This window comes from Clostridium chromiireducens (assembly GCF_003575225.1).
Lineage (GTDB): Bacteria > Bacillota > Clostridia > Clostridiales > Clostridiaceae > Clostridium > Clostridium chromiireducens.
The window spans coordinates 626934-646290 of the sequence record NZ_QXDJ01000003.1; the positions used below are offsets into that span (position 1 = coordinate 626934).

Annotated in this window: 14 protein-coding genes; 1 reads left to right on the forward strand and 13 read right to left on the reverse strand. The window is 30.4% G+C overall.

Translation table 11 applies throughout. The features are described from left to right. Nucleotides 1-64: 64 nt before the first annotated feature. Nucleotides 65-3157: an efflux RND transporter permease subunit gene (locus tag D2A34_RS14455; RefSeq protein ID WP_119367111.1), complete on the reverse strand. Its 3093-nt coding sequence runs from the start codon at nucleotides 3155-3157 to the stop codon at nucleotides 65-67. A 150-nt stretch (nucleotides 3158-3307) separates the two neighbouring features. Further along, the gene (locus D2A34_RS14460) at nucleotides 3308-3487 is read right to left on the reverse strand and encodes a hypothetical protein (protein ID WP_119367112.1); all 180 of its coding nucleotides are present in this window, start codon (nucleotides 3485-3487) and stop codon (nucleotides 3308-3310) included. Between the two features lie 468 nt (nucleotides 3488-3955). Here D2A34_RS14460 and D2A34_RS14465 point away from each other — a divergent pair, with 468 nt between their 5' ends. Continuing rightward, on the forward strand, nucleotides 3956-5587 hold the full coding sequence (locus D2A34_RS14465; protein WP_119367113.1) for a recombinase family protein: 1632 nt from the start codon (nucleotides 3956-3958) through the stop codon (nucleotides 5585-5587). A gap of 618 nt (nucleotides 5588-6205) precedes the next feature. Here D2A34_RS14465 and D2A34_RS14470 read toward each other — a convergent pair. From D2A34_RS14470 to D2A34_RS14520, 11 genes are all read right to left on the reverse strand, one after another. Then, nucleotides 6206-6850, reverse strand: a complete 645-nt coding sequence (locus D2A34_RS14470) for an MBL fold metallo-hydrolase (protein ID WP_119367114.1) — start codon at nucleotides 6848-6850, stop codon at nucleotides 6206-6208. 32 nt (nucleotides 6851-6882) lie between these two features. Beyond that, nucleotides 6883-8079 (reverse strand): multidrug efflux MFS transporter, encoded by a 1197-nt coding sequence (locus tag D2A34_RS14475; RefSeq protein WP_119367115.1) that lies wholly within the window; start codon nucleotides 8077-8079, stop codon nucleotides 6883-6885. A 76-nt stretch (nucleotides 8080-8155) separates the two neighbouring features. After that, on the reverse strand, nucleotides 8156-8989 hold the full coding sequence (locus D2A34_RS14480; RefSeq protein WP_119367116.1) for an AraC family transcriptional regulator: 834 nt from the start codon (nucleotides 8987-8989) through the stop codon (nucleotides 8156-8158). A gap of 440 nt (nucleotides 8990-9429) precedes the next feature. Then, complete coding sequence (locus D2A34_RS14485) at nucleotides 9430-9822, reverse strand: hypothetical protein (protein WP_119367117.1); 393 nt, start codon at nucleotides 9820-9822, stop codon at nucleotides 9430-9432. Nucleotides 9823-9904: 82 nt separating this feature from the next. Then, nucleotides 9905-11821, reverse strand: coding sequence for a serine hydrolase domain-containing protein (locus tag D2A34_RS14490; RefSeq protein WP_119367118.1), 1917 nt, complete (start codon nucleotides 11819-11821; stop codon nucleotides 9905-9907). A 108-nt stretch (nucleotides 11822-11929) separates the two neighbouring features. Further along, a complete protein-coding gene (locus D2A34_RS14495) occupies nucleotides 11930-12934 on the reverse strand; it encodes a response regulator transcription factor (RefSeq protein WP_119367119.1) in 1005 nt (334 codons plus the stop codon). 272 nt (nucleotides 12935-13206) lie between these two features. Beyond that, nucleotides 13207-14415, reverse strand: a complete 1209-nt coding sequence (locus D2A34_RS14500) for a DUF5667 domain-containing protein (RefSeq protein ID WP_119367120.1) — start codon at nucleotides 14413-14415, stop codon at nucleotides 13207-13209. Between the two features lie 306 nt (nucleotides 14416-14721). After that, nucleotides 14722-15234 carry a PTS sugar transporter subunit IIA gene (locus D2A34_RS14505; protein ID WP_119367121.1) on the reverse strand — a complete coding sequence of 171 codons (513 nt, stop codon included), beginning with the start codon at nucleotides 15232-15234 and terminating at the stop codon, nucleotides 14722-14724. Nucleotides 15235-15458: 224 nt separating this feature from the next. Beyond that, the gene (gene ascB, locus D2A34_RS14510) at nucleotides 15459-16883 is read right to left on the reverse strand and encodes a 6-phospho-beta-glucosidase (RefSeq protein WP_119367122.1); all 1425 of its coding nucleotides are present in this window, start codon (nucleotides 16881-16883) and stop codon (nucleotides 15459-15461) included. Continuing rightward, nucleotides 16876-18303: a PTS cellobiose/arbutin/salicin transporter subunit IIBC gene (gene ascF, locus D2A34_RS14515; protein WP_079441113.1), complete on the reverse strand. Its 1428-nt coding sequence runs from the start codon at nucleotides 18301-18303 to the stop codon at nucleotides 16876-16878. Before ascF ends, ascB begins: the two co-directional genes overlap by 8 nt. A 256-nt stretch (nucleotides 18304-18559) precedes the next feature. Next, the gene (locus D2A34_RS14520; protein WP_119367123.1) at nucleotides 18560-19303 is read right to left on the reverse strand and encodes a MurR/RpiR family transcriptional regulator; all 744 of its coding nucleotides are present in this window, start codon (nucleotides 19301-19303) and stop codon (nucleotides 18560-18562) included. Between the last annotated feature and the right edge of the window lie 54 nt (nucleotides 19304-19357).

The window sequence follows — 19357 nt, forward strand, 5'->3', positions numbered from 1 at the left end:
ATTTGTCTCCTTTCACTTTAAATATCACACGCTGCAGGTATTTTATCCTAGCTGAGTTATACCTCTATAATTCATTTGCTGCACCCTTTTTACTATTTCTTCTCTCTAAAATTTTCTTTTTCATATCATCAATCAATGTATACACAACTGGAATAAGCACTGGAGATAATATTGTAGAGGTAATCATGCCCCCAATAAGTGCTATAGACATTCCTGATCTATATTCACTTCCTTGCCCCATAGCCAATGCCGTTGGAATCATACCAACAATCATAGTAATTGTAGTCATCATGATTGGTCTAAGTCTTGTATTTCCAGATTCTATAAGAGCTTCTCTTAAGGACATTCCTTTCTTCATTAATGTATTAGTATAATCGATAAGCAAAGTTCCGTTTTTAGAAGCAAGTCCATCAAGCATTATCAGCCCAATCATTGTCACGATATTTAAAGTATTTCTAGTAATGACCAAAGCTATTAATGCTCCGATTATTCCACATGGAAGTGATAACATCCTTAAAAAAGGTGTAAGCCAAGATTCATATAGAACAACCAATATCATATATACAAGTATTATAGATACAGCCAAAGCTTCAATTAGAGATTTAAAGGAAGTAGCCATATTTTGCTGATCCCCTCCATAAGTCACTTCATAGCCTGTAGGCATATTCTCATTTTCAATAGCTTTTTTAATATCTGTATTTACACTTCCTACTGTTCTGCCTTGTACATTTGCATATATAGTCACCATTTCATCTCTATTCATTCTTAATTGTTCCTGTGGACTATCACCTAAAGACACATTTGCAACTTGATCTAATGGTACTTGTATTCCAGATGAATTAGCTATCATTATTGAAGACATCTGATCTTTAGTTTTAACTTGTCCATCTTCAAATTTAACAACCATATCATATTCATCACCATCTTTTCTATATACGCCAGCATCTGTGCCTTGATTAGATGCTGCCTTAAGAGCACTTGCAATATCAGATGGCTTAATTCCAAATTGTGTAGCTGCTGTTCTATCAACTTCAACATCAATTTCATTTTCGTTAGCTTTCATGCTATTACTAACATCTGTTGTTCCAGGAATAGCTTTTACCATGCTCTCTGTTTTATCACTTAGATCTTTTAAAACTTCTACATTAGGCCCAATTATATTTATAGCAATAGGCTTTGCTCCATCTCCATTACCTTGTGAAAGTCCATTACTTTCATTTACAGAAATATTAACACCAGTTAAACTCTTGCTCCATTCCCGCAGCTTTTGAGCAACTTCACTTTGACTATTCTTTCGTTTACTCTTCTCTATTAAATTAATATTAATCGTTGCTGAAGATTCATTGTCACTCCCAATTACAGTAAAGTATTCACTTACTTCTGGTACATTTTTTAAATGTTCTTCTAATTCTTTTACTTTTTCATCTGTATTCGTTATATCCGAACCAGGACTTAAATTAACATTAATTATAAATTTCCCTTGATCTGTTATTGGCAAAAATTCTGTCTTAATAGCTTTAAACGGAATAAGTAATATACTAAGTATGAACATTGCCATGACAATACTTACAATTTTCCATCTATGATCTAGTGACCAAAGCAAAAACCTTTTATATTCTTCACTTGCTTTATTAAATAACTTTGTCATAAATCCTTTTTTAGCTTCAACTTTATAATCATCATCTTTTTCTTCCTTAAGTAATCTCGAAGCTAACATTGGAGTTAGAGTGAAAGAAACAATAAGTGAAAATATTGTTGCAAATATTACTGTAAGTCCAAACTGTCTGAAAAATTGTCCAATCATTCCAGACATAAAAGCAACTGGCCCAAAGACTACTATGTCACATAAGGTTATTGATATAGCTGCCATTCCTATTTCATCACGCCCATCTATAGCTGCTCTTATAAGTCCCTTCCCCTGGCTCAGATGCCTTTGAATATTTTCAAGTACAACTATAGAGTCATCTACCAATATTCCTATTGATAAAGATAAAGCTAAAAGTGACAAAATATTAAGCGTAAAATTAAAAACATACATCATAAAAAATGTAGCAACAAGGGATGTAGGTATTGCAACAAGAACTATTAATGAAGATTTTATACGTTTTAGAAATAGAAACATTATAATACTTGTTGTGATTATACCTTCAATAAGACTTATTTTAACTTCCGATAAAGATTCATTAATAAATGTAGAAGAATCGTCTGCTATAGTAACATTAATTCCACTTGGCAAAGTCTTTTCTATACTTTTCAGCTTTTCTTTAACAGTCTTTGTCGTTTCAACTATATTGGCATCACTCTGTTTTTTAACGAATATACCTATGGAGCTTCCTCCATTTAACCTTACTAGTTCACTTCCGTCTGGATAATCCAGCTTAATATCTGCTATATCCTTAAGTCTTATAGTTCCCCCATTTGTCATAGGTATTTGAATATTTTCTATATCTTCTATATTTTTAAACTCACCAAGAACCCTCATAGTCTCTTTAGAATTTTCCTGCTTAAGCTGACCTGCTGGAATATTTACATTTTCACTTTTCAGCTTGCTTACAATAGTATTAATGCTTATGCCATATTGCTCCATAGAAGTTTTATCAACATCAATCATTAATTCCTTTTGAACGGCTCCTTCTAAAGTCACCTCACCAACTCCACTGATCTTTTCTAAAGATTTTTGAATATCATCTGCTGCGTTATAAAGTTCGCCATAAGGTAATGAACTTGAAACTGAAATCATCATAACCGGAGCTGAATTTTTATCTGCCTTTTTTATAACAGGTTTTGAAGCGCCTTCTGGAAGTTTATTTGAAACATCCCCTAATGCCTGTTGAACATCCATAAATGCCGAGTTCATATCTGTATCCATGGTAAATTTAATTATGGTATAACCATAACCTTCCACTGATCCAGACTTTAAGGTATCAATACCGCTTATGCCAGATACCGCATCTTCTATTGGTTTTGTAACATTTTCTTCTATCTCTTTGGTACCTGCTCCACTATATGTAGTTGTTATGGTTATAACAGGAGCATCAATTGCTGGAAATAAATCTGCTCCTAAATTTGCATATCCGAATATTCCTAGTCCCATAATCAAAGCAACCACTATAATTATGCTTAAAGGCTTTTTTACTGCTAATTCAGTAATTTTCATTTCCTCTCCTCCTAATCGAATAAAATAATTAGATATATTAATTTCACTAAGAAAATTCATTTCTTTAAGCTTGTTTTCATTTTAATCAATCTTTATGTAAGAATTATCATAGAATTATGTGAAATTGTGTGATAAAAAAATAAGCACCTACTATTTAGTAAGTGCCCCTAATATCCATCGTATCTTATTTTTAAATATCTCTTGCATCTTTATATATAATCTAAATCCTGCATATGCTGATGTTTCTCTTGCTATTTCTTTATATTCATTAGGTAACAAATCATAACCATATAATTTAAAGAACATATCATCAATCTTTTTATCATCCACATTATCACCTTCATGTATAATTATAATAAATCAATTTTCTTTATATATAATTATATATAATGGCCAATCTATTATGAATGATATTTTCATTTTCTACCATATTTAGTTTTGTTTACACATAAAAACACAACTAAGCATCAGTAGCTATTATGCTATTACTTCCCACAATACACTTTTCATAAACAGAAATATTTTAAATTTGATAAATGGTTTTCTAGCTTTTATTGTATGAATAATTAGAAGTTTAAATATTTTTCTATATCGTCCAGTATTTTTATGTTGCTCAAAATATTCAACTTTTAATTATGTTGAGGTGTTTTCAATTTTTGAGCACAAAAATTAACTATTACCAAAAGTAATAGTTGACCTACCTAATCTAAAATATCAGTATTAATGCACGAACAATTAGAATTTTTGAAACATAACATGAATATAAATGTTTTGAACTAAATAATGAGGTTACAGCAAATGAAAATAGCTATTTACAGTCGTAAATCAATATTTACTGGTAAAGGTGACTCTATAGAAAATCAAATTTCAATGTGCCAGGAATATATATATTCTAAACTCGGAAAAGATGTTGAAATTTCAATATACGAAGATGAAGGTTTTACTGGTAAAAATACTAATAGACCAGAATTCCAGAGGCTTATGAAAGATATTAAAAATAAAAAAATAGATAGAATAGTCTGCTACAAACTTGATAGAATTGGCAGAAGTGTAGCCCAGCTTTCCAATATGTTTGAAATGCTAGATAAATATAATTGCTCATTTACAAGTATCACAGAGCAGCAATTTGATACCACAACCCCTATGGGCAGAGCTATGATAAACATTGCTAGTACATTTGCGCAGCTTGAACGTGAACAGTTAGCAGAACGTGTTAGGGATAATATGCTTCAGTTATCTAAATCTGGCAGATGGCTTGGAGGTCAGTCCCCTCTTGGATTTACTCCAGAGAAAATGATCTATATAGATGAAGAAATGAAAGAAAGAACTTTAATGAAACTTACACCCGATGAAGAAGAATTAAATATTATAAGATTTATCTTTAAAGCTTATTTAGAAGAACGTTCAATAAATGAAGTTACAAGACAATTAAATATTAAATGTGTTAAGGGCAAAAATGGTGGAAATTTTGATACTACACAGGTTAGAAGAATTCTTAGAAATCCACTTTACGTTAAATCTGATGAAAGTACACATAAATATTTAAATGACATTGGAACAAACGTATACGGTGAATATAATGGAAATGGATATTTGACTTACAATAAAAAAAGACAAACTACCATTGGAAGAAATATTGAAGATTGGATTGTTGCTATTAGCAATCATAAAGGAATAATAAACTCTGAAGAATGGCTGAAAGTACAATGTTCATTAGATAAAAACAAAGCTAAACAATCTATAAGACTTGGAACTGGCAATAGTAATAATGCATGTCTATCTGGAATCTTAAAATGTGCTAAATGTGGATGTAATATGATAGTAAAACATGGACACCCTTCTAAAGTTAATGGCTATAAAAAATTTGATTATTATGTATGCAGTAATAAGCAAAATAAATATGTAGATAGATGTGATAATCCAAATATAGGAGTAGATAAATTAGATCCAATAGTTATTGCTGAAATTAAAGCTTATAACAAGGACCTATTAATTGACGAGCTTACAAAATCTTTAATAAGTAGTGATACGACTCTTGAAAATGGACAAATTAAGGAACTTAACACACAAATTAAAGCAAAAAGATTAGCATCCTCCAATTTAGTAAAACAACTTTCACTAGCTCCAAATAATGATGTTGCAGGTATTATCATGAATGAAATATCTTCTCTTAATGATGAAATTAAAGAATTAGAATATAATTTAAATAATATAGAATCCGATAAAAATGATATTATAAATCAAACTGTAAATTTAGAACTTATAATAAACTCTCTTAAACATTTTAACGAAAATATGGATATAGTAGATGATATATCGAAAAAAAGGCTCTTAATACAATCTGTTGCGCGTAAAATTTTATGGGATGGAGATAACTATAAAACCACAGTAGAAATATCAGATATGGATAATTCTAAAAAAATATTTTAGCTGATCAATATATTAATCACCAAGTGCGAAAGGCTTTCATTGATGTAGGATTTAGACTATATTTAAATCAAGAAACATTAGTTGGTCGAGCACCTTAAGATGTCATTTGGAATCAGACTATTTTATTTTAAAAAAAGAAAAATAATCCCCATTAAATAATAATAAAAAAATTAGAAATGTAGATTAATCCGCATTTCTAATTTTTTTAGTGGGAGTGCATCCGATTTCGTGTAAAATTGAGACCAATTTTGATTTATGTTTGTTTGCAGTTGAGAAATCCCTGTATAAAAAGTTTTCTCTGCTTAGATCTGCCAAACTCTAGAAAAGTTATAGAACTCTACAATAGTATTTTTAAATTCTTCTGTACATTGATTTTGTTCTCTTGCCATCGTGACTCTTCTTTTCCTTATCTATCTATTAATAAATATTTTATCCTATAGGGGGCGTTTTTTACCCCCATTTTATTTCGTCTCATATAAAATTGTTGCCTCTATTTCAACCTTATCAGAGTAAATGAAACATCCTGCAATCGAGTACAAATTAATTAATAAACATTAATTAGCCTAGATGTAAAAACTATATTGCTCTAACATGCCTTTTAATAAGATGCACCAAATATTAATCATATTTAAGAACAACTATCCCAGAATAATCATCAACATTCGCTTGGCTTAATTCCAGTACATCATACTTCTTTACTTTCAGCCCTGAAGCTGATATAAATTTATCAACATTGGCAAACAAGAATCCAAATATCCCTAATGCTTTCGTTCTGTAGTGCATAGGTATAACCACTTTAGGGTTTAACTGCTTCATTACATTAACTGCATCAATAGCATCTATTGTAGCCCCCCCTCCAACAGGAAGTAGCAGTATGTCTACATTACCTATTTCCTTCACGAGATTAGGATCCAGAGTATGTCCAAGATCTCCACAATGACAAACATTTATTCCGTCAACTTTAAAGTTATATATGGTATTTTTACCTCTCTTAGCTCCTGAAGCTTTATCATGAAAAGTCTGTACGCCCTTTATCTCAATGCCATCTTTTGAAAAGCCACCTAATTCATTTATATGAATAAAATCACCTTTGACTGCCGTTATATTATTATGATCACCGTGATTATGACTTGTAGATACTATATTTGCTTCAATTTCAGGCAATTTATACCCCAACATTTTTTTATAGGGATCTGTTAATATTTTAGTTCCATTTTTAGATATTATCATAAAACAGGATTGACCGTACCATTTAATCTCCATTTAAATTATCCTCCTTAAATATTTGATTTTCTTCAATTTACTAAAGTATTCATTCTTTTATAAACTTTAAAATAAACTAGCATGGCATTTATCAATAATAAAGCACCTGTAGTAAAAAATACGTATCTGATGCCAAACCAGGCTGCTACTTGTCCACCTAAAACACAGCCTCCAAATATGCCTAAATATCCTGCTGACATATTAATTCCAAAAACCCTGCCTGTAATTTCACTTGGAGTAATTTTCTTAATCAGTATATTTACAGAAGGTATCAGTCCCGCGCTGGCTAATCCTAATATAAATCGAAGTCCCATTAACTGCCAAGAATTTGTTACAAAAGCTTGTGGTATAAAATCTAGTCCTGCCACAATAAGCGATACCAATATAACTTTATGTACTCCAATTTTATCTGATAGTTTCCCAAGTCTCGGCGCAGCAATTATATTTGCGAGTCCAGAAGCTGAAAATGCCAAGCCCGCCAAAAGTGCAATATGACTACTGTTTCCCGATAACTGACTAATATATACTGTTATAATTGGTTCAGCAGAATATAATGCTGCTGTTAATATAAAAAAGGTAACAAGCATGGTGATTGTCAAAGTCTTTTCAGGAACAGACTCCCATACCCCTTTTAGGCTAATCGTCTTTTTATTTGAAGGAGTAAAAGATTCCTTTACAAATAAAGCCACAGTAATAAATGCTACAAACAACAATCCGCCAGTTATAAAAAATACATTTTTGAGTCCAAAATACTCTGATATATACCCACCTATTACTGGCCCCAGCAAAGAACCTGCTATACTTGCAGTTGAAAGTGTGCCTAAAGCCTCACCAGCATGTTCCTTTTCAGTCTGAGTTGCAATAAGTGTAGTACATGCAGTGCTGAAACCTGTTATAACTCCTTCCAATAATCTTAATCCAACCAATACATACGCATTGGTCGCAAACCCCATACAGCCTATAATTATTGCCATACCTAGACTTGATCTTAAGAGCATTGGTTTTCTCCCAATTTTATCAGCAACATGACCCCAAATTGGTGAGAAAACAGCTGAAATTATATATGTAATCCCAAAAGCTAATCCTGATAACTGTGCAATTGTAGCTGAGTTAGTAATTCCAAGATGTTTTATATAAAGCGGTAATACAGGAGCAATCTGGCTCATTCCAATGCTCGATACAAACATTCCAAACCAACATACAATTAAATTTTTTTTCCATATCTTCATTCGTACATTTCCCCTCCATGATATATAATTATGTTCTAATTATAATCACGAAAATGCCTTTATTCCATGCAAAATTTTAATATCCATGGACATTTTTGTGATAAAACTCTAAGGGACTTATGCCCTCAATTTTTTTAAAGATCCTGCTAAAGTAAAATTCATCAGTGAAGCCAAGCATTTTAGCTACTTCTTTTATTTTTTTATCACCATCTATAATTAGCTCTTTGGCTTTATCAACTTTTATCTTATTAAAAAACTCTATCACAGAATATCCGGTAGTTTCTTTAAAAACTCTGGATAAATATGCAGGAGACAAGCACACCAGTTCAGATAATTCCGTCAAAGTAATTTTATTAGCTATATTTTGGAGCATATACTCAATTACTTTATCAACCTTTAAGGATGTTGAATAGTTATTGTTATTATTTTTTATATTTTGAAAAATCTCAAATAATAATTCCTGAAATAAAATTTTCGCTGTGAACTCATAATTCGGTAGTTTTGCCATCCAATTTTCCACTAGCTTTTTAAATACATTATTAACTAAATAATAGTCCTTTAAGCTTTGCACAAAATCTAATGGTAAAGTATCAACTTCATCTGTAATATCCCATTTATCATTATCAAAGCCTACAATTGCATAACTGAAATGTACTGAAAAAAAGCAAATAGGTTCCACAGAATCTATATCTATAGAGTATTGAACATTTGGGCAAAGATATAACAAAGTACCTTCCTTAAGCTGATAGTTTTTATGTGACTCTCTAATATGTCCCTTACCCTTGGTAACTAAAATAAATTCGTGATGCTGCAATGTTCTATTAATTTTACTTGAATATTTCAATACCCCACCAGGCTGCCTGCAATTGCAATAGTGAAGATGAAAAAATAAGTTTTTTATTATATTCATAATTTCCTCCATGATAATCTAATATTGAAAAAAGGACTGTTTTATTAAGTAAACCAGTATGTCGTTTCATACTGCACTTATGACATTCTAAATATGAGGCAAGTCTTCTATATAGATTACTCCAAATTTGTTATTTGTAAAGTATCTATATTAATATATTATGATACATATGAGAAAACCATCATATAATAAAAAGGCCAATCAAAGTGAAACCAACTCACTTTAACTGGCTATAATAATATCCTTTATTTTATTTCACATTCAATCTCTGCGCCCCTAGCAAGGTAACAATAATATCAGTCTGAAGGAACATAAAACACACTTCAATATTTACTTAAAACCCTTCAAAGCCTTTGATATCAACCTATTTACGTAATAGCTTCACGACCGTCTCCACGTGAAGAGTATTAGATAACATATAAAATTAATTACTTTCTAAATTACAACTTGCATAACTTTGCATTATTTATATTTTCATTTATATCATTATCAAAATATTTAATACCATAAAACTCAAATATACGCAACAGCTCTTTTCCAATTTCAATAATTCCGTCCTCATTATTTATCCACTTAGGATATTCATGATATTTCACTATCAAATAATATTGTACCATTTGATAATAATCATATATTGGCTTATTCATTTCCTTTATATCTTCAAAAACTTTTATATATTTATAATCACTTGTCACTGCATAATATGCTTCATGAGCAACTGTCGCATTTATAAGACTCTTTATATTAGATAAACCCCTATTATTAGCCAGAAAATGATTTGCTATCTCAATCCATTTTCTGGACCTCTGGGGAAGTGAACAAATTGTGAACACAATTTGTTTGCTAAAATATTGATATAATTCACCTTGCTTATAACATGCTCTAAAAATATTTTGAAATTTAGACTGAATTAATTCATATCATATTCCAAAATTTTAAACACATCAAAAACATCAACACTGCTATTGTATATATGGTGAAAATATATCGTTCTATTCTTGTCCAACAACTATTTTTCCATGCTAATATACTAATTGCTAATAAGCATACTAAAACACCACAAAGCAATATTGGAATTATTAAAATAACTTTTAAACTAATAGGTATACCAAACATAAAAGCATATTTCCCTAATTTCAAAGTAACAATAGCAGTACTAGTACAAAATATAAGTATTAAAACTGATGAAAACAATCCTATATATCCTGCATACTTTTCTAAACTACTTCTTTCTGCACTTTTAGCTTTTTTTCTGATAAAGGTTTTTATCCATACAAAAGTACTAGCTATAACAACAAATAGTGAAAACAGTGCAAAAATAATTGAAATCATAGGGTTTTCATACCATTTTACCTTTTCAAAAGCATTATTTCTAATATACAAATACCCCCTATTCTCCTTAGAATTACTTTCATTAAAAGTTATTATGTCTTCGCCATTTACTTTTTGAAATACTTCTGGTTCTATCTCAATATAGTCTCCCATATCTTCACCATAATAACCTGTAAGTTTTAAAGTACCATCTTTATTTGCTTTTGCTTTTACCAACCCATCTGACATTAAGACTTCCAGCTTATCCAAAGTATCCCTTGGTTTTTCTACATTCCAATATAGACCGTTATATTTATTAACTCTTTCCTCATAATCCTTTAAAGGAGTCACTGTTTCAGAATCTGCCACTGGATAAAATTCATCTAAGAAACTTGTTAAAAATTCTGAGCGAAGTTTTTCTGATGCTAGATTATAACAAAGCATAAAACCTATATTTTCTTCTGGAATCATATAAAGCATGTTTGCATATCCATCTGAAGTTCCAGTGTGAAATAATGCCATTTTATTATTTTCAAAACTTTCCCAAAATCCATAAGCTTGACCAGGCATTTTCTCATTATTAGTAAACTGCTGCTTATGCATCTCTTCCATTGTAGTTTCTTTTAAAATCTGATTTCCATCATATTTTCCACCGTTAAGATTTGCAATTATAAATTTAGACATATCGCTGACAGTTGTATAACACCCATCTGAAGGTACTAAATAATCATACATTGGCTCTGTTCTAAAGAAGCTTTGTTTTTGACTCCAATAGCCATAACTTACAGCTTTATTATGCTCCATACTTTCTGGCACTGGCTGTTTGAAACTACTATTATCCATATTAAGAGGCTTAAATATTCTTTCCTGAATATAATTCTCAAATTTCGTTCCTGATGTATTTTCTACAATATACCCAGCTAAAGACATTCCTTGATTGGAATATGAAAAAAAAGTATTTGGTTCATATTCCCTTTTAGGTATTGCTGTTTTTAGATAATCCCCTAATTCTTTTACTTCCCTTGGATCTCTAGCTCCAATGCCTATACTTGATTGAATAAAACCTGACGAATGAGTTAACAAGCTCTTCATAGTAATAGGCTCTTTAAAGGTATCATTAATTATAAAATCTTGAAGATATTCATTAACATTTTTATTTAAGTCAATATTACCTTCTTCATATTGCTGCATTACAGCTGTTGCTGTTAAAAGCTTACTTACAGATGCTATTCCAAACACTGTTTTTTCTGGATCTACACTTATTTTATTTTCAACATCTGAATATCCATAACCCTTCATAAAGGAAACCTGTCCATCTTTTATAAAAGCAATTGCAGCACCCGGCACATGATATTTATCCATATTTTCTGCAAAAAATTCATCTGTGAATTTCTCTACATCTTTCATATTAATCGATGTTGTTTTTTCATTTGCCTTCACTTCTATACTAGGCATTAAAATAAATAGTAATATTAAAAGAATAGTAATATATTTTTTTATTAATCTATTTTTCTTTAACAATTATAAAAACCTCCCATTGCACTATTAACTTTGTTTTACTGAAGTTAATAATACACAGAGAGGCTTATAAAAACTATCGAGAAATAGTATGATTTTATAAAAATTGCCCTACAACTTTTGTACGACATCTTGATTTTGCCTAGGTTCATCGCCATTTATGAGATTAATCAATTGAATTTTATTTTTCACTTCTGCTTTTCTATATATATTATGCACATGTGTTTTTACTGTAGTTAAAGAAATTGAAAGTTCCTCAGCTAATTGATTATAACTATTCCCCTTAGCTAAAAGTAATATTATTTCCTTTTCCCTATTAGTAATATTAAACTTTTCAAAGAATTCATTCTGTTTATTCTGAACTTCTACTATATCTTTTTGGCCATTCAAATAATGAGATTCATTTATATCTTTCTGACTATTTAGATTATATGATTCACCGATAGTATCTTTGTAATATTTTGCAATAAAATATATGCTCAATAAATTCCACAACATGTAAAATAGCGGAAGTGATAAAAGCCCATAAGGAAATATCCTGCTTAAAATTAGTATTTGCTCTGACCTTGTATCTAAATACATATATGGGAAAAATAATATTGTAATTGTTAAGAAAGACTTTAAAACTCTCTTTTTATAATCATTTTTTAAATATTTATAATTTAAACATATAAAAGCCAAAGCATAAAATATAACTAAAAATAAAATACTGCTTGATAATATATTCATAAGATTTTTATATGAGGTTGTATAATACATTATTAAACTCAAAATTGGAAATAGCGTTGCTCCTTTGAAAAAAACTTTCTTTTTACTTGTCCATTCTCTTTCGATAACTTCATGAACAAATAACGGTAAAAAATATATAATAAATCCAACAGCAGTATATGATGCTATATTTAATATTGCGGTTAAACTTGTAGACTGTACTGTATTTATTATGTTATAGGAAGTTATAGTCTGCCCTAATAATATTGTTGTAAGTGCTATTATAAAAATATTATAACTCTTTATAATACTAATCTTATACTTTATATAGGTCAGAACTGATAAAATAATCCCAGTAAAACCTACTAAAAATGATAAGATATGAAAGAAAACTATAAAATGCTTCATTACTTATACTCCTAATGTTCTGATACTTTACATACATTATACATACTTTGGTATTTTGAAATCAAGTTCATGATTTTATATTTAATACTTATATACACAATGATTGTATTATAATAAAATAACCCACGAAAATCCAAATTTTAGATTTTCGTGGATTTTATGGTGGAAACGAAGCGTGATCTTTAAAATTCACTAGCAAATCTCATCTTATTTTAATTTCCAACATATTATATATTAACAACTTTGTCTTTAAAACAAACTTTACATTTATACTAATGATCTTTTTGTTCTTCAGCCTTTTTCGCTTCTTCCCTTAATTTTTCTCCTTCTTTTTTAACTTTTTCCTCAGTCTTCTTTGCTTCCTCTTTTACCTTTTCTTGTGATTTCTTATCCTCTTCTCTAGCTTTCTCTTCTGACTTCTTCTTTGCTTCCCTTGATTTTTCTTCTTCTTTTTTAGCTTTTTCCTCAGCCTTTTTTTCTTCTTTATTTAGCTTTTCTTCTGTTTGTTTAGGTCCTTCTATAGCTTTTTCCTCTACTTTTTCAATATTATCATTTGCCTTTTTAATTTGCTTCATACCAGCTTTAATTTCTTTTTCAGTTTGCTTAGAAAGCTTCTTTATTTCTTCCTTTGAAGAATTTGCAGCATCCTTTAAATCCTCAGCTTCTTTTACCTTTTCTTCAGCGCTTGAAATTAAAGCTACATCACCGCTTTTATTTGCTTCTTCAAGTTCTTTCTTTGCTTGTTCAAGTTGATGTCTTGCTAAGAAGAAAGCCTCTTTAGCTGCATAAAATCCTTTAACATCGGTAATGTCTTTATCCTGCTTATTTAATGCATTTTCAATAGCTAGCTTAGAGTCTTCTGGAGCCTTTTCAAGTATAGTTTTTAATATCTCCTCACTTTTTTTGTATGCTTCCTTAAGCTCTTCAAATTTTTGTACAGCTTCATCCTTAGTCTCAATTGCCTTATTTATATGCTCCGTAGCAGAAGACAGTAACTCTACATAATTGTCTATTGCTTTACTTGCAAGTTCATCTTGCCCTTGATTTGTCATAACAACTGCTTCTGATGCTCTCTCTGCAGCAAACTTTGCCTTAAGTGCTGCTAGTTCTTCATCACTTTTTGTTATTGAAATCTGAAGCTGCTCTATCCCACGTTCTATCCTGTAAAAAGGTGAATTAGGCAATATACCTGCAGAATCATTGACCTCTTCTTGTGTGATTTCACTTTGAGTATTTGTTGTCGATTCATTTGTAGCTTCGTTTTCATTTTCCACTGTGGTGCCAGACACATTTTCAGATGAAACCTCATTTTCTTCTGTTGTAGTCTCTGTTACAGTCCCGTTTTCTTCTACTATAGGCTCAGATGTTGTTTCACTTGTTACCTGACTTGTATTTGTGGCATCCTCTGGATTTGCATATGCATTATGAGACATCCCAGTTAATACAGCTACTAATACTATTAAAGCAATTTTTTTCTTCATTTGTTATTCCCCCTATATATAAATATTTAGTTCTTATTCACTCAATATAATATTCGCTTTTATATATCATTTTCTGACACAAACATATGAATTTCAGTAAACTTATTTTATAACACCAGCTGATATACCCTATGATTAGTGGAGCTACCCGTAATAATAAAAACCCACGACCACCTGAAAGCAGCTATTTAAGCTACATACAAATGGTCGTGGGCTTCATGGTGGAGACGAAGCGTTCCTTTGAAATCCACCAAAAAAATCTTATTTTATTTTAATACAAAATATACTACATATTAACAACTTTAATTATAAAATTTTGATAAGCTTTTCTGATTTTTTTGTATGACCTTGTGCAAGTACTTCTATATCTTTATATTGATCGGAGTTTGTTATAATTATTGCTGTAGTAGTCACATATCCTGCTTTTTCAATATCAGATATAGAAAATGTCATCAGTGATTGCCCACATTTTATTTTATCTCCAACTTTCACTAATGGATTAAAGCCTTTTCCATTCATTTTAACTGTATCCATTCCTATATGAATTAGTAGTTCTATTCCATCACAGCTTTTCAATGCAATTGCATGTTTTGTTTCTGTAATCAAAAGAATTTCTCCATCAAAAGGTGCATATAATTTTCCATCGATCGGCTTCATTGCACATCCTTTTCCAAGCATTTCTTCTGAAAATACACCATCATTAATTTCTTTTAAAGGAATTACTTTGCCTTCCATTGGTGCATAAATAAAACCATTTTCCGTTTTTTCTATAATTGTTTCTTCTTGCTTTTTATTTATAAATTTTTGAAATATATTCATTATATCACTCCTTGTATTTTACTCTTATTTTTTAATCAACTAATTCCTCTACTTAAATTTCTTATCTAAAAAGGGAATCTAAAATAATATATTAATTTTCAGATTCCCCTTTGTAAAAATACTTACATAACGTATAACTTAATTATTTCATATACCTGCCTAGCATTGGATCAGCTGCATTTTTCTAATTTCTTGACTATTCATACATAACAATCATTACTTTTTTAAATTAAACATTCACCGTTTGTTTCTATTACTTTTTTATACCAATAAAAAGATTTTTTTCTTTTCCTCTCTAAAGTTCCAGTTCCATCATCTTGTTTATCTACATATATAAATCCATATCTTTTACTCATCTCTCCAGTGGATGCTGCAACTAAATCAATACATCCCCAAGATGTATATCCTAATAGTTCAACGCCATCTTCCATGGCTTCTTTCATTTCCACGATATGCTGTCTAAGATAATCAATTCTATAATCATCGTTTATTGAGCCATCTTCTTCTATTGTATCTTTAGCACCTAGTCCATTTTCTACTATAAATAAAGGTTTTTCGTACCTATCATATAGAGTATTCATAGTTATTCTAAGTCCTAACGGATCAATAGCCCATCCCCATTCACTAACTTCTAAATGAGGGTTTTTTATAGATTTAACAACATTAGCTTCAGTTTGATTTTCCATATCCTTAGATGCACATCTAGAAGCATAATAACTAAAAGATATAAAGTCTACTGTATTTTTTAATATATCCAGATCATTTTCTTCCATTACAATATTAACTTCTTTTTCTGCAAATACCCTCTTTGAATATGATGGATACTTACCTCTAGCCTGTACGTCTATGAAAAATAAATTTTCTCTATCCTTTGCATGAGCCATCCATACATCCCTTGGATCACATGAATACGGATAAAAATCTCCTCCTGCCAGCATACATCCAACTTTATTTTCTGGATTTTGTTCATGAGCTATTTTAGTTACTAAGGCACTTGCTACTAACATATGATGCGCTGCCTGGTACTTAACCTGATCTTTGTTTTCACCTTCCTTGAAATATAAACCTGCTCCCGAAAAAGGACTATGTATTAATATATTTATTTCATTAAATGTCAGCCAGTATTTAACTAAACCATCAAATTCCTCAAAGCAGCATCTTGCATACTTTTCAAAAAAGCCTATCATTTCTCTGCTCTTCCATGATCCGTATTTATTAACCAGTTCCATTGGAACATCAAAGTGACATAGTGTTACTAATGGCTCTATATTATATTTTTTACATTCTAAAAATAAATCTTTATAAAATTTAATCCCTGCTGCATTAGGTGTGCTATCATCTCCATTAGGGAATATTCTTGTCCATGCGATTGAAGTTCTAAAAACTTTGAATCCCATTTCAGCTAGCAAAGCAATATCTTCTTTGTAATGATGATAAAAATCAATTGATTCATGACTTGGATAAAATTCATCATCTTTCAAAGTCAAATCTTCTTCTAACCCTAATTTCACTTTCATTCTGTTTATTCCATGTGGTATAACATCTACAGTGCTTAAACCTTTTCCATCTTCTCTATAAGCACCTTCAGCCTGATTTGCTGCAATAGCTCCACCCCATAGAAATTCTTCTGGAAAACTGTATTTACTCATTATCTGCCCCCATTATTTCCATATTATCTTCTGCTGGAATATCTTCAAATCCAAATATTAGAGTTAATACGAAAGATAATACGACTGCCAGTATCATTATTCCAATTATCCAAATAAGGCTTGATGGATTTTGTGGATCAAAAAACTGAACACTTGTGAACAAACCTGGTGCAGCCATAGATCTACTTGCAAGTCCTGCTATCCCTGCTACGGCACCACATACACCACCTGATATTAATGATGCTATCATAGGTCTTTTAAATCTTAATGCAATCCCATACAGCGATGGTTCTGAGATTCCCGCAATGATTGCAGAAGAAGCAGCTGCAATTGCAGTTTGTCTCAATTCTTTATTCTTAGTTTTAAAAGCAACAGCTAAGGCTGCTCCTCCTAATGAAAGGTTCGCACCTATTTCTGAAGGCATTACCATTCCTTCCATTCCTGTTTCTGCTATAGTTGTTAATATAGTTGGAGTAAATACTCTATGCATACCAGTCATAACAAGTAGTGGCCATAAAGCTCCCATTATTGCTACAGATACCCATCCTAATTTGCTGTGAACAAAATAAACTAAACCTGATATTGCTGTACCAATCCATATACCTAAAGGTCCTATCAATCCAATTGCTATTGGAGCTGCAATCAATACTATAATCGCTGGTTTTAAGAAATTTTTAGTTACTTCTGGTGTTATCTTATCTACAAATCTTTCAATATATGATAATATCCAAGTCATACAAAGTGCTGGTATTACCGTATACGTATACTTAACGGATGCAATAGGAATAAATGCTAAAGTTACAGCCTTACCTTCTGATGCGCTTACCATTAGTTTCATAAAATCTGGATGTACCATAAGTCCTGCTATTGCAATAGCTAAATAAGTATTAGTTTTAAATTTCTTCGATGCTGATACTGCCACCATAATTGGAAGGAAATAAAATGCTGCATCTCCCATAGCATTTAGTAATGTATATGTAGTACTGTCTGCTGGTAGTACTTTTAACATAGATAAAATCATTACTACTAACTTTACCATTGAACCACCAATAATTGCTGGTATCAATGGTGACATTGTACTTACTAATGCATCCAATATATTAGTTCCAACTTTTTTGATAGTTAGCTTTTCTTTTTTTATCCCTTTTGCAATGTCACTTTGATCTCCAAAGTTTCCTAATTTTAAAACTTCCTTATAAACATAAGATACATTATTTCCAATAATAACTTGATGTTGTCCACCTTGGTTGACATATCCCATTACTCCATTAATTTTTTTAATCTCATCTACATTTACTTTTGAGTCATCCTTTAAACAAACTCTTAAACGAGTCATACAATGAGTTACACTCTCAATATTTGAGATATCGCCTAAATTTTTTACAATCGTTTTCGCAATTAACGCATAATCCTTTGCCATTTTATTACCTCACTTATATTTATTATTTTCGAATAGCTATTGAATTTATCTTAATGTTAATTGAAAACGCGAATTTTGTCACTATGTAAACCATTATAAAAAACATGTCTGTTTTTTAATAATTTGTTATTGCAAAAAAACAAAATGTTTTTTTAGAAATCAAAGAAATAATTAAAATAAGCTTTATCAACTTGAGTTAAAAACTTCAAATTAATAAAGCTCTATGTAAAATACTTTTATTTTTATGTATAGCTATTTACTCATCTTGTATAGATTCTTCTCGACAATTTTGCAATTTCCTTCCAATTCTTTCTATTATACTGATTATTGGAATTTGAGTGGTAATATCATATATTCCTACTCTAACATATGGTACATAATATGGGATATTATAATCAGACATTTTCGCTATAGTGCAATTTTCAGTGTTAGTAATACTAACAATACAGCAATTATCTTTTTTAAATCGATTTATATGGCCTATAATATCTTTTGATTCTCCAGACACAGAACATACTATCACAACTGAATTTTCATAAAATTTACCTGTAGTCGGGTAATACGGATCATCAATGCATAAACTAAATTGTCCAACACTTGATAGATATCGTGCTCCATATCTTGCTACAATTCCTGACATGCTGCTTCCTATAAAAATTGTTCTTTTTGCTTTTAATATAGCTTTCACTATATCCTCTATCTTTTCATCATATTCCTCAGTATTTGTTTTCTTAAAAAAATCAATTATTTCTGTATTATCTTCACTAACTTTTTTAATTTCTTTTTCTTCTATAAATAATTTAAATTTTAATTTAAACTCTGAATAACCACTACAACCCATTTTTTTGCAGAAATTTAATATGGTTGTAGTTGATACATGAGATTCAACTGCTAATTCCCTTATTTTCATATATCGGACCTTATCTTTATTATCCATAATAAAATTATAAACAGAAATTTCTAAATCATTAAGACTTTTGATTTGACTATAACTGAACATATAATACTTCCTTCCATTGGACTATTGCCTCTACATTATATAAACTATGAACTT

What these genes read in the sequence shown, in the direction of transcription:
- D2A34_RS14455 (WP_119367111.1), bottom strand. Translation starts at nt 3,157, where the DNA reads ATGAAAATTACTGAATTAGCAGTAAAAAAGCCTTTAAGCATAATTATA.
- D2A34_RS14465 (WP_119367113.1), top strand. Translation starts at nt 3,956, where the DNA reads ATGAAAATAGCTATTTACAGTCGTAAATCAATATTTACTGGTAAAGGT.
- D2A34_RS14470 (WP_119367114.1), bottom strand. Translation starts at nt 6,850, where the DNA reads ATGGAGATTAAATGGTACGGTCAATCCTGTTTTATGATAATATCTAAA.
- D2A34_RS14475 (WP_119367115.1), bottom strand. Translation starts at nt 8,079, where the DNA reads ATGAAGATATGGAAAAAAAATTTAATTGTATGTTGGTTTGGAATGTTT.
- D2A34_RS14480 (WP_119367116.1), bottom strand. Translation starts at nt 8,989, where the DNA reads ATGAATATAATAAAAAACTTATTTTTTCATCTTCACTATTGCAATTGC.
- D2A34_RS14495 (WP_119367119.1), bottom strand. Translation starts at nt 12,934, where the DNA reads ATGAAGCATTTTATAGTTTTCTTTCATATCTTATCATTTTTAGTAGGT.
- D2A34_RS14500 (WP_119367120.1), bottom strand. Translation starts at nt 14,415, where the DNA reads ATGAAGAAAAAAATTGCTTTAATAGTATTAGTAGCTGTATTAACTGGG.
- D2A34_RS14505 (WP_119367121.1), bottom strand. Translation starts at nt 15,234, where the DNA reads ATGAATATATTTCAAAAATTTATAAATAAAAAGCAAGAAGAAACAATT.
- ascB (WP_119367122.1), bottom strand. Translation starts at nt 16,883, where the DNA reads ATGAGTAAATACAGTTTTCCAGAAGAATTTCTATGGGGTGGAGCTATT.
- ascF (WP_079441113.1), bottom strand. Translation starts at nt 18,303, where the DNA reads ATGGCAAAGGATTATGCGTTAATTGCGAAAACGATTGTAAAAAATTTA.
- D2A34_RS14520 (WP_119367123.1), bottom strand. Translation starts at nt 19,303, where the DNA reads ATGTTCAGTTATAGTCAAATCAAAAGTCTTAATGATTTAGAAATTTCT.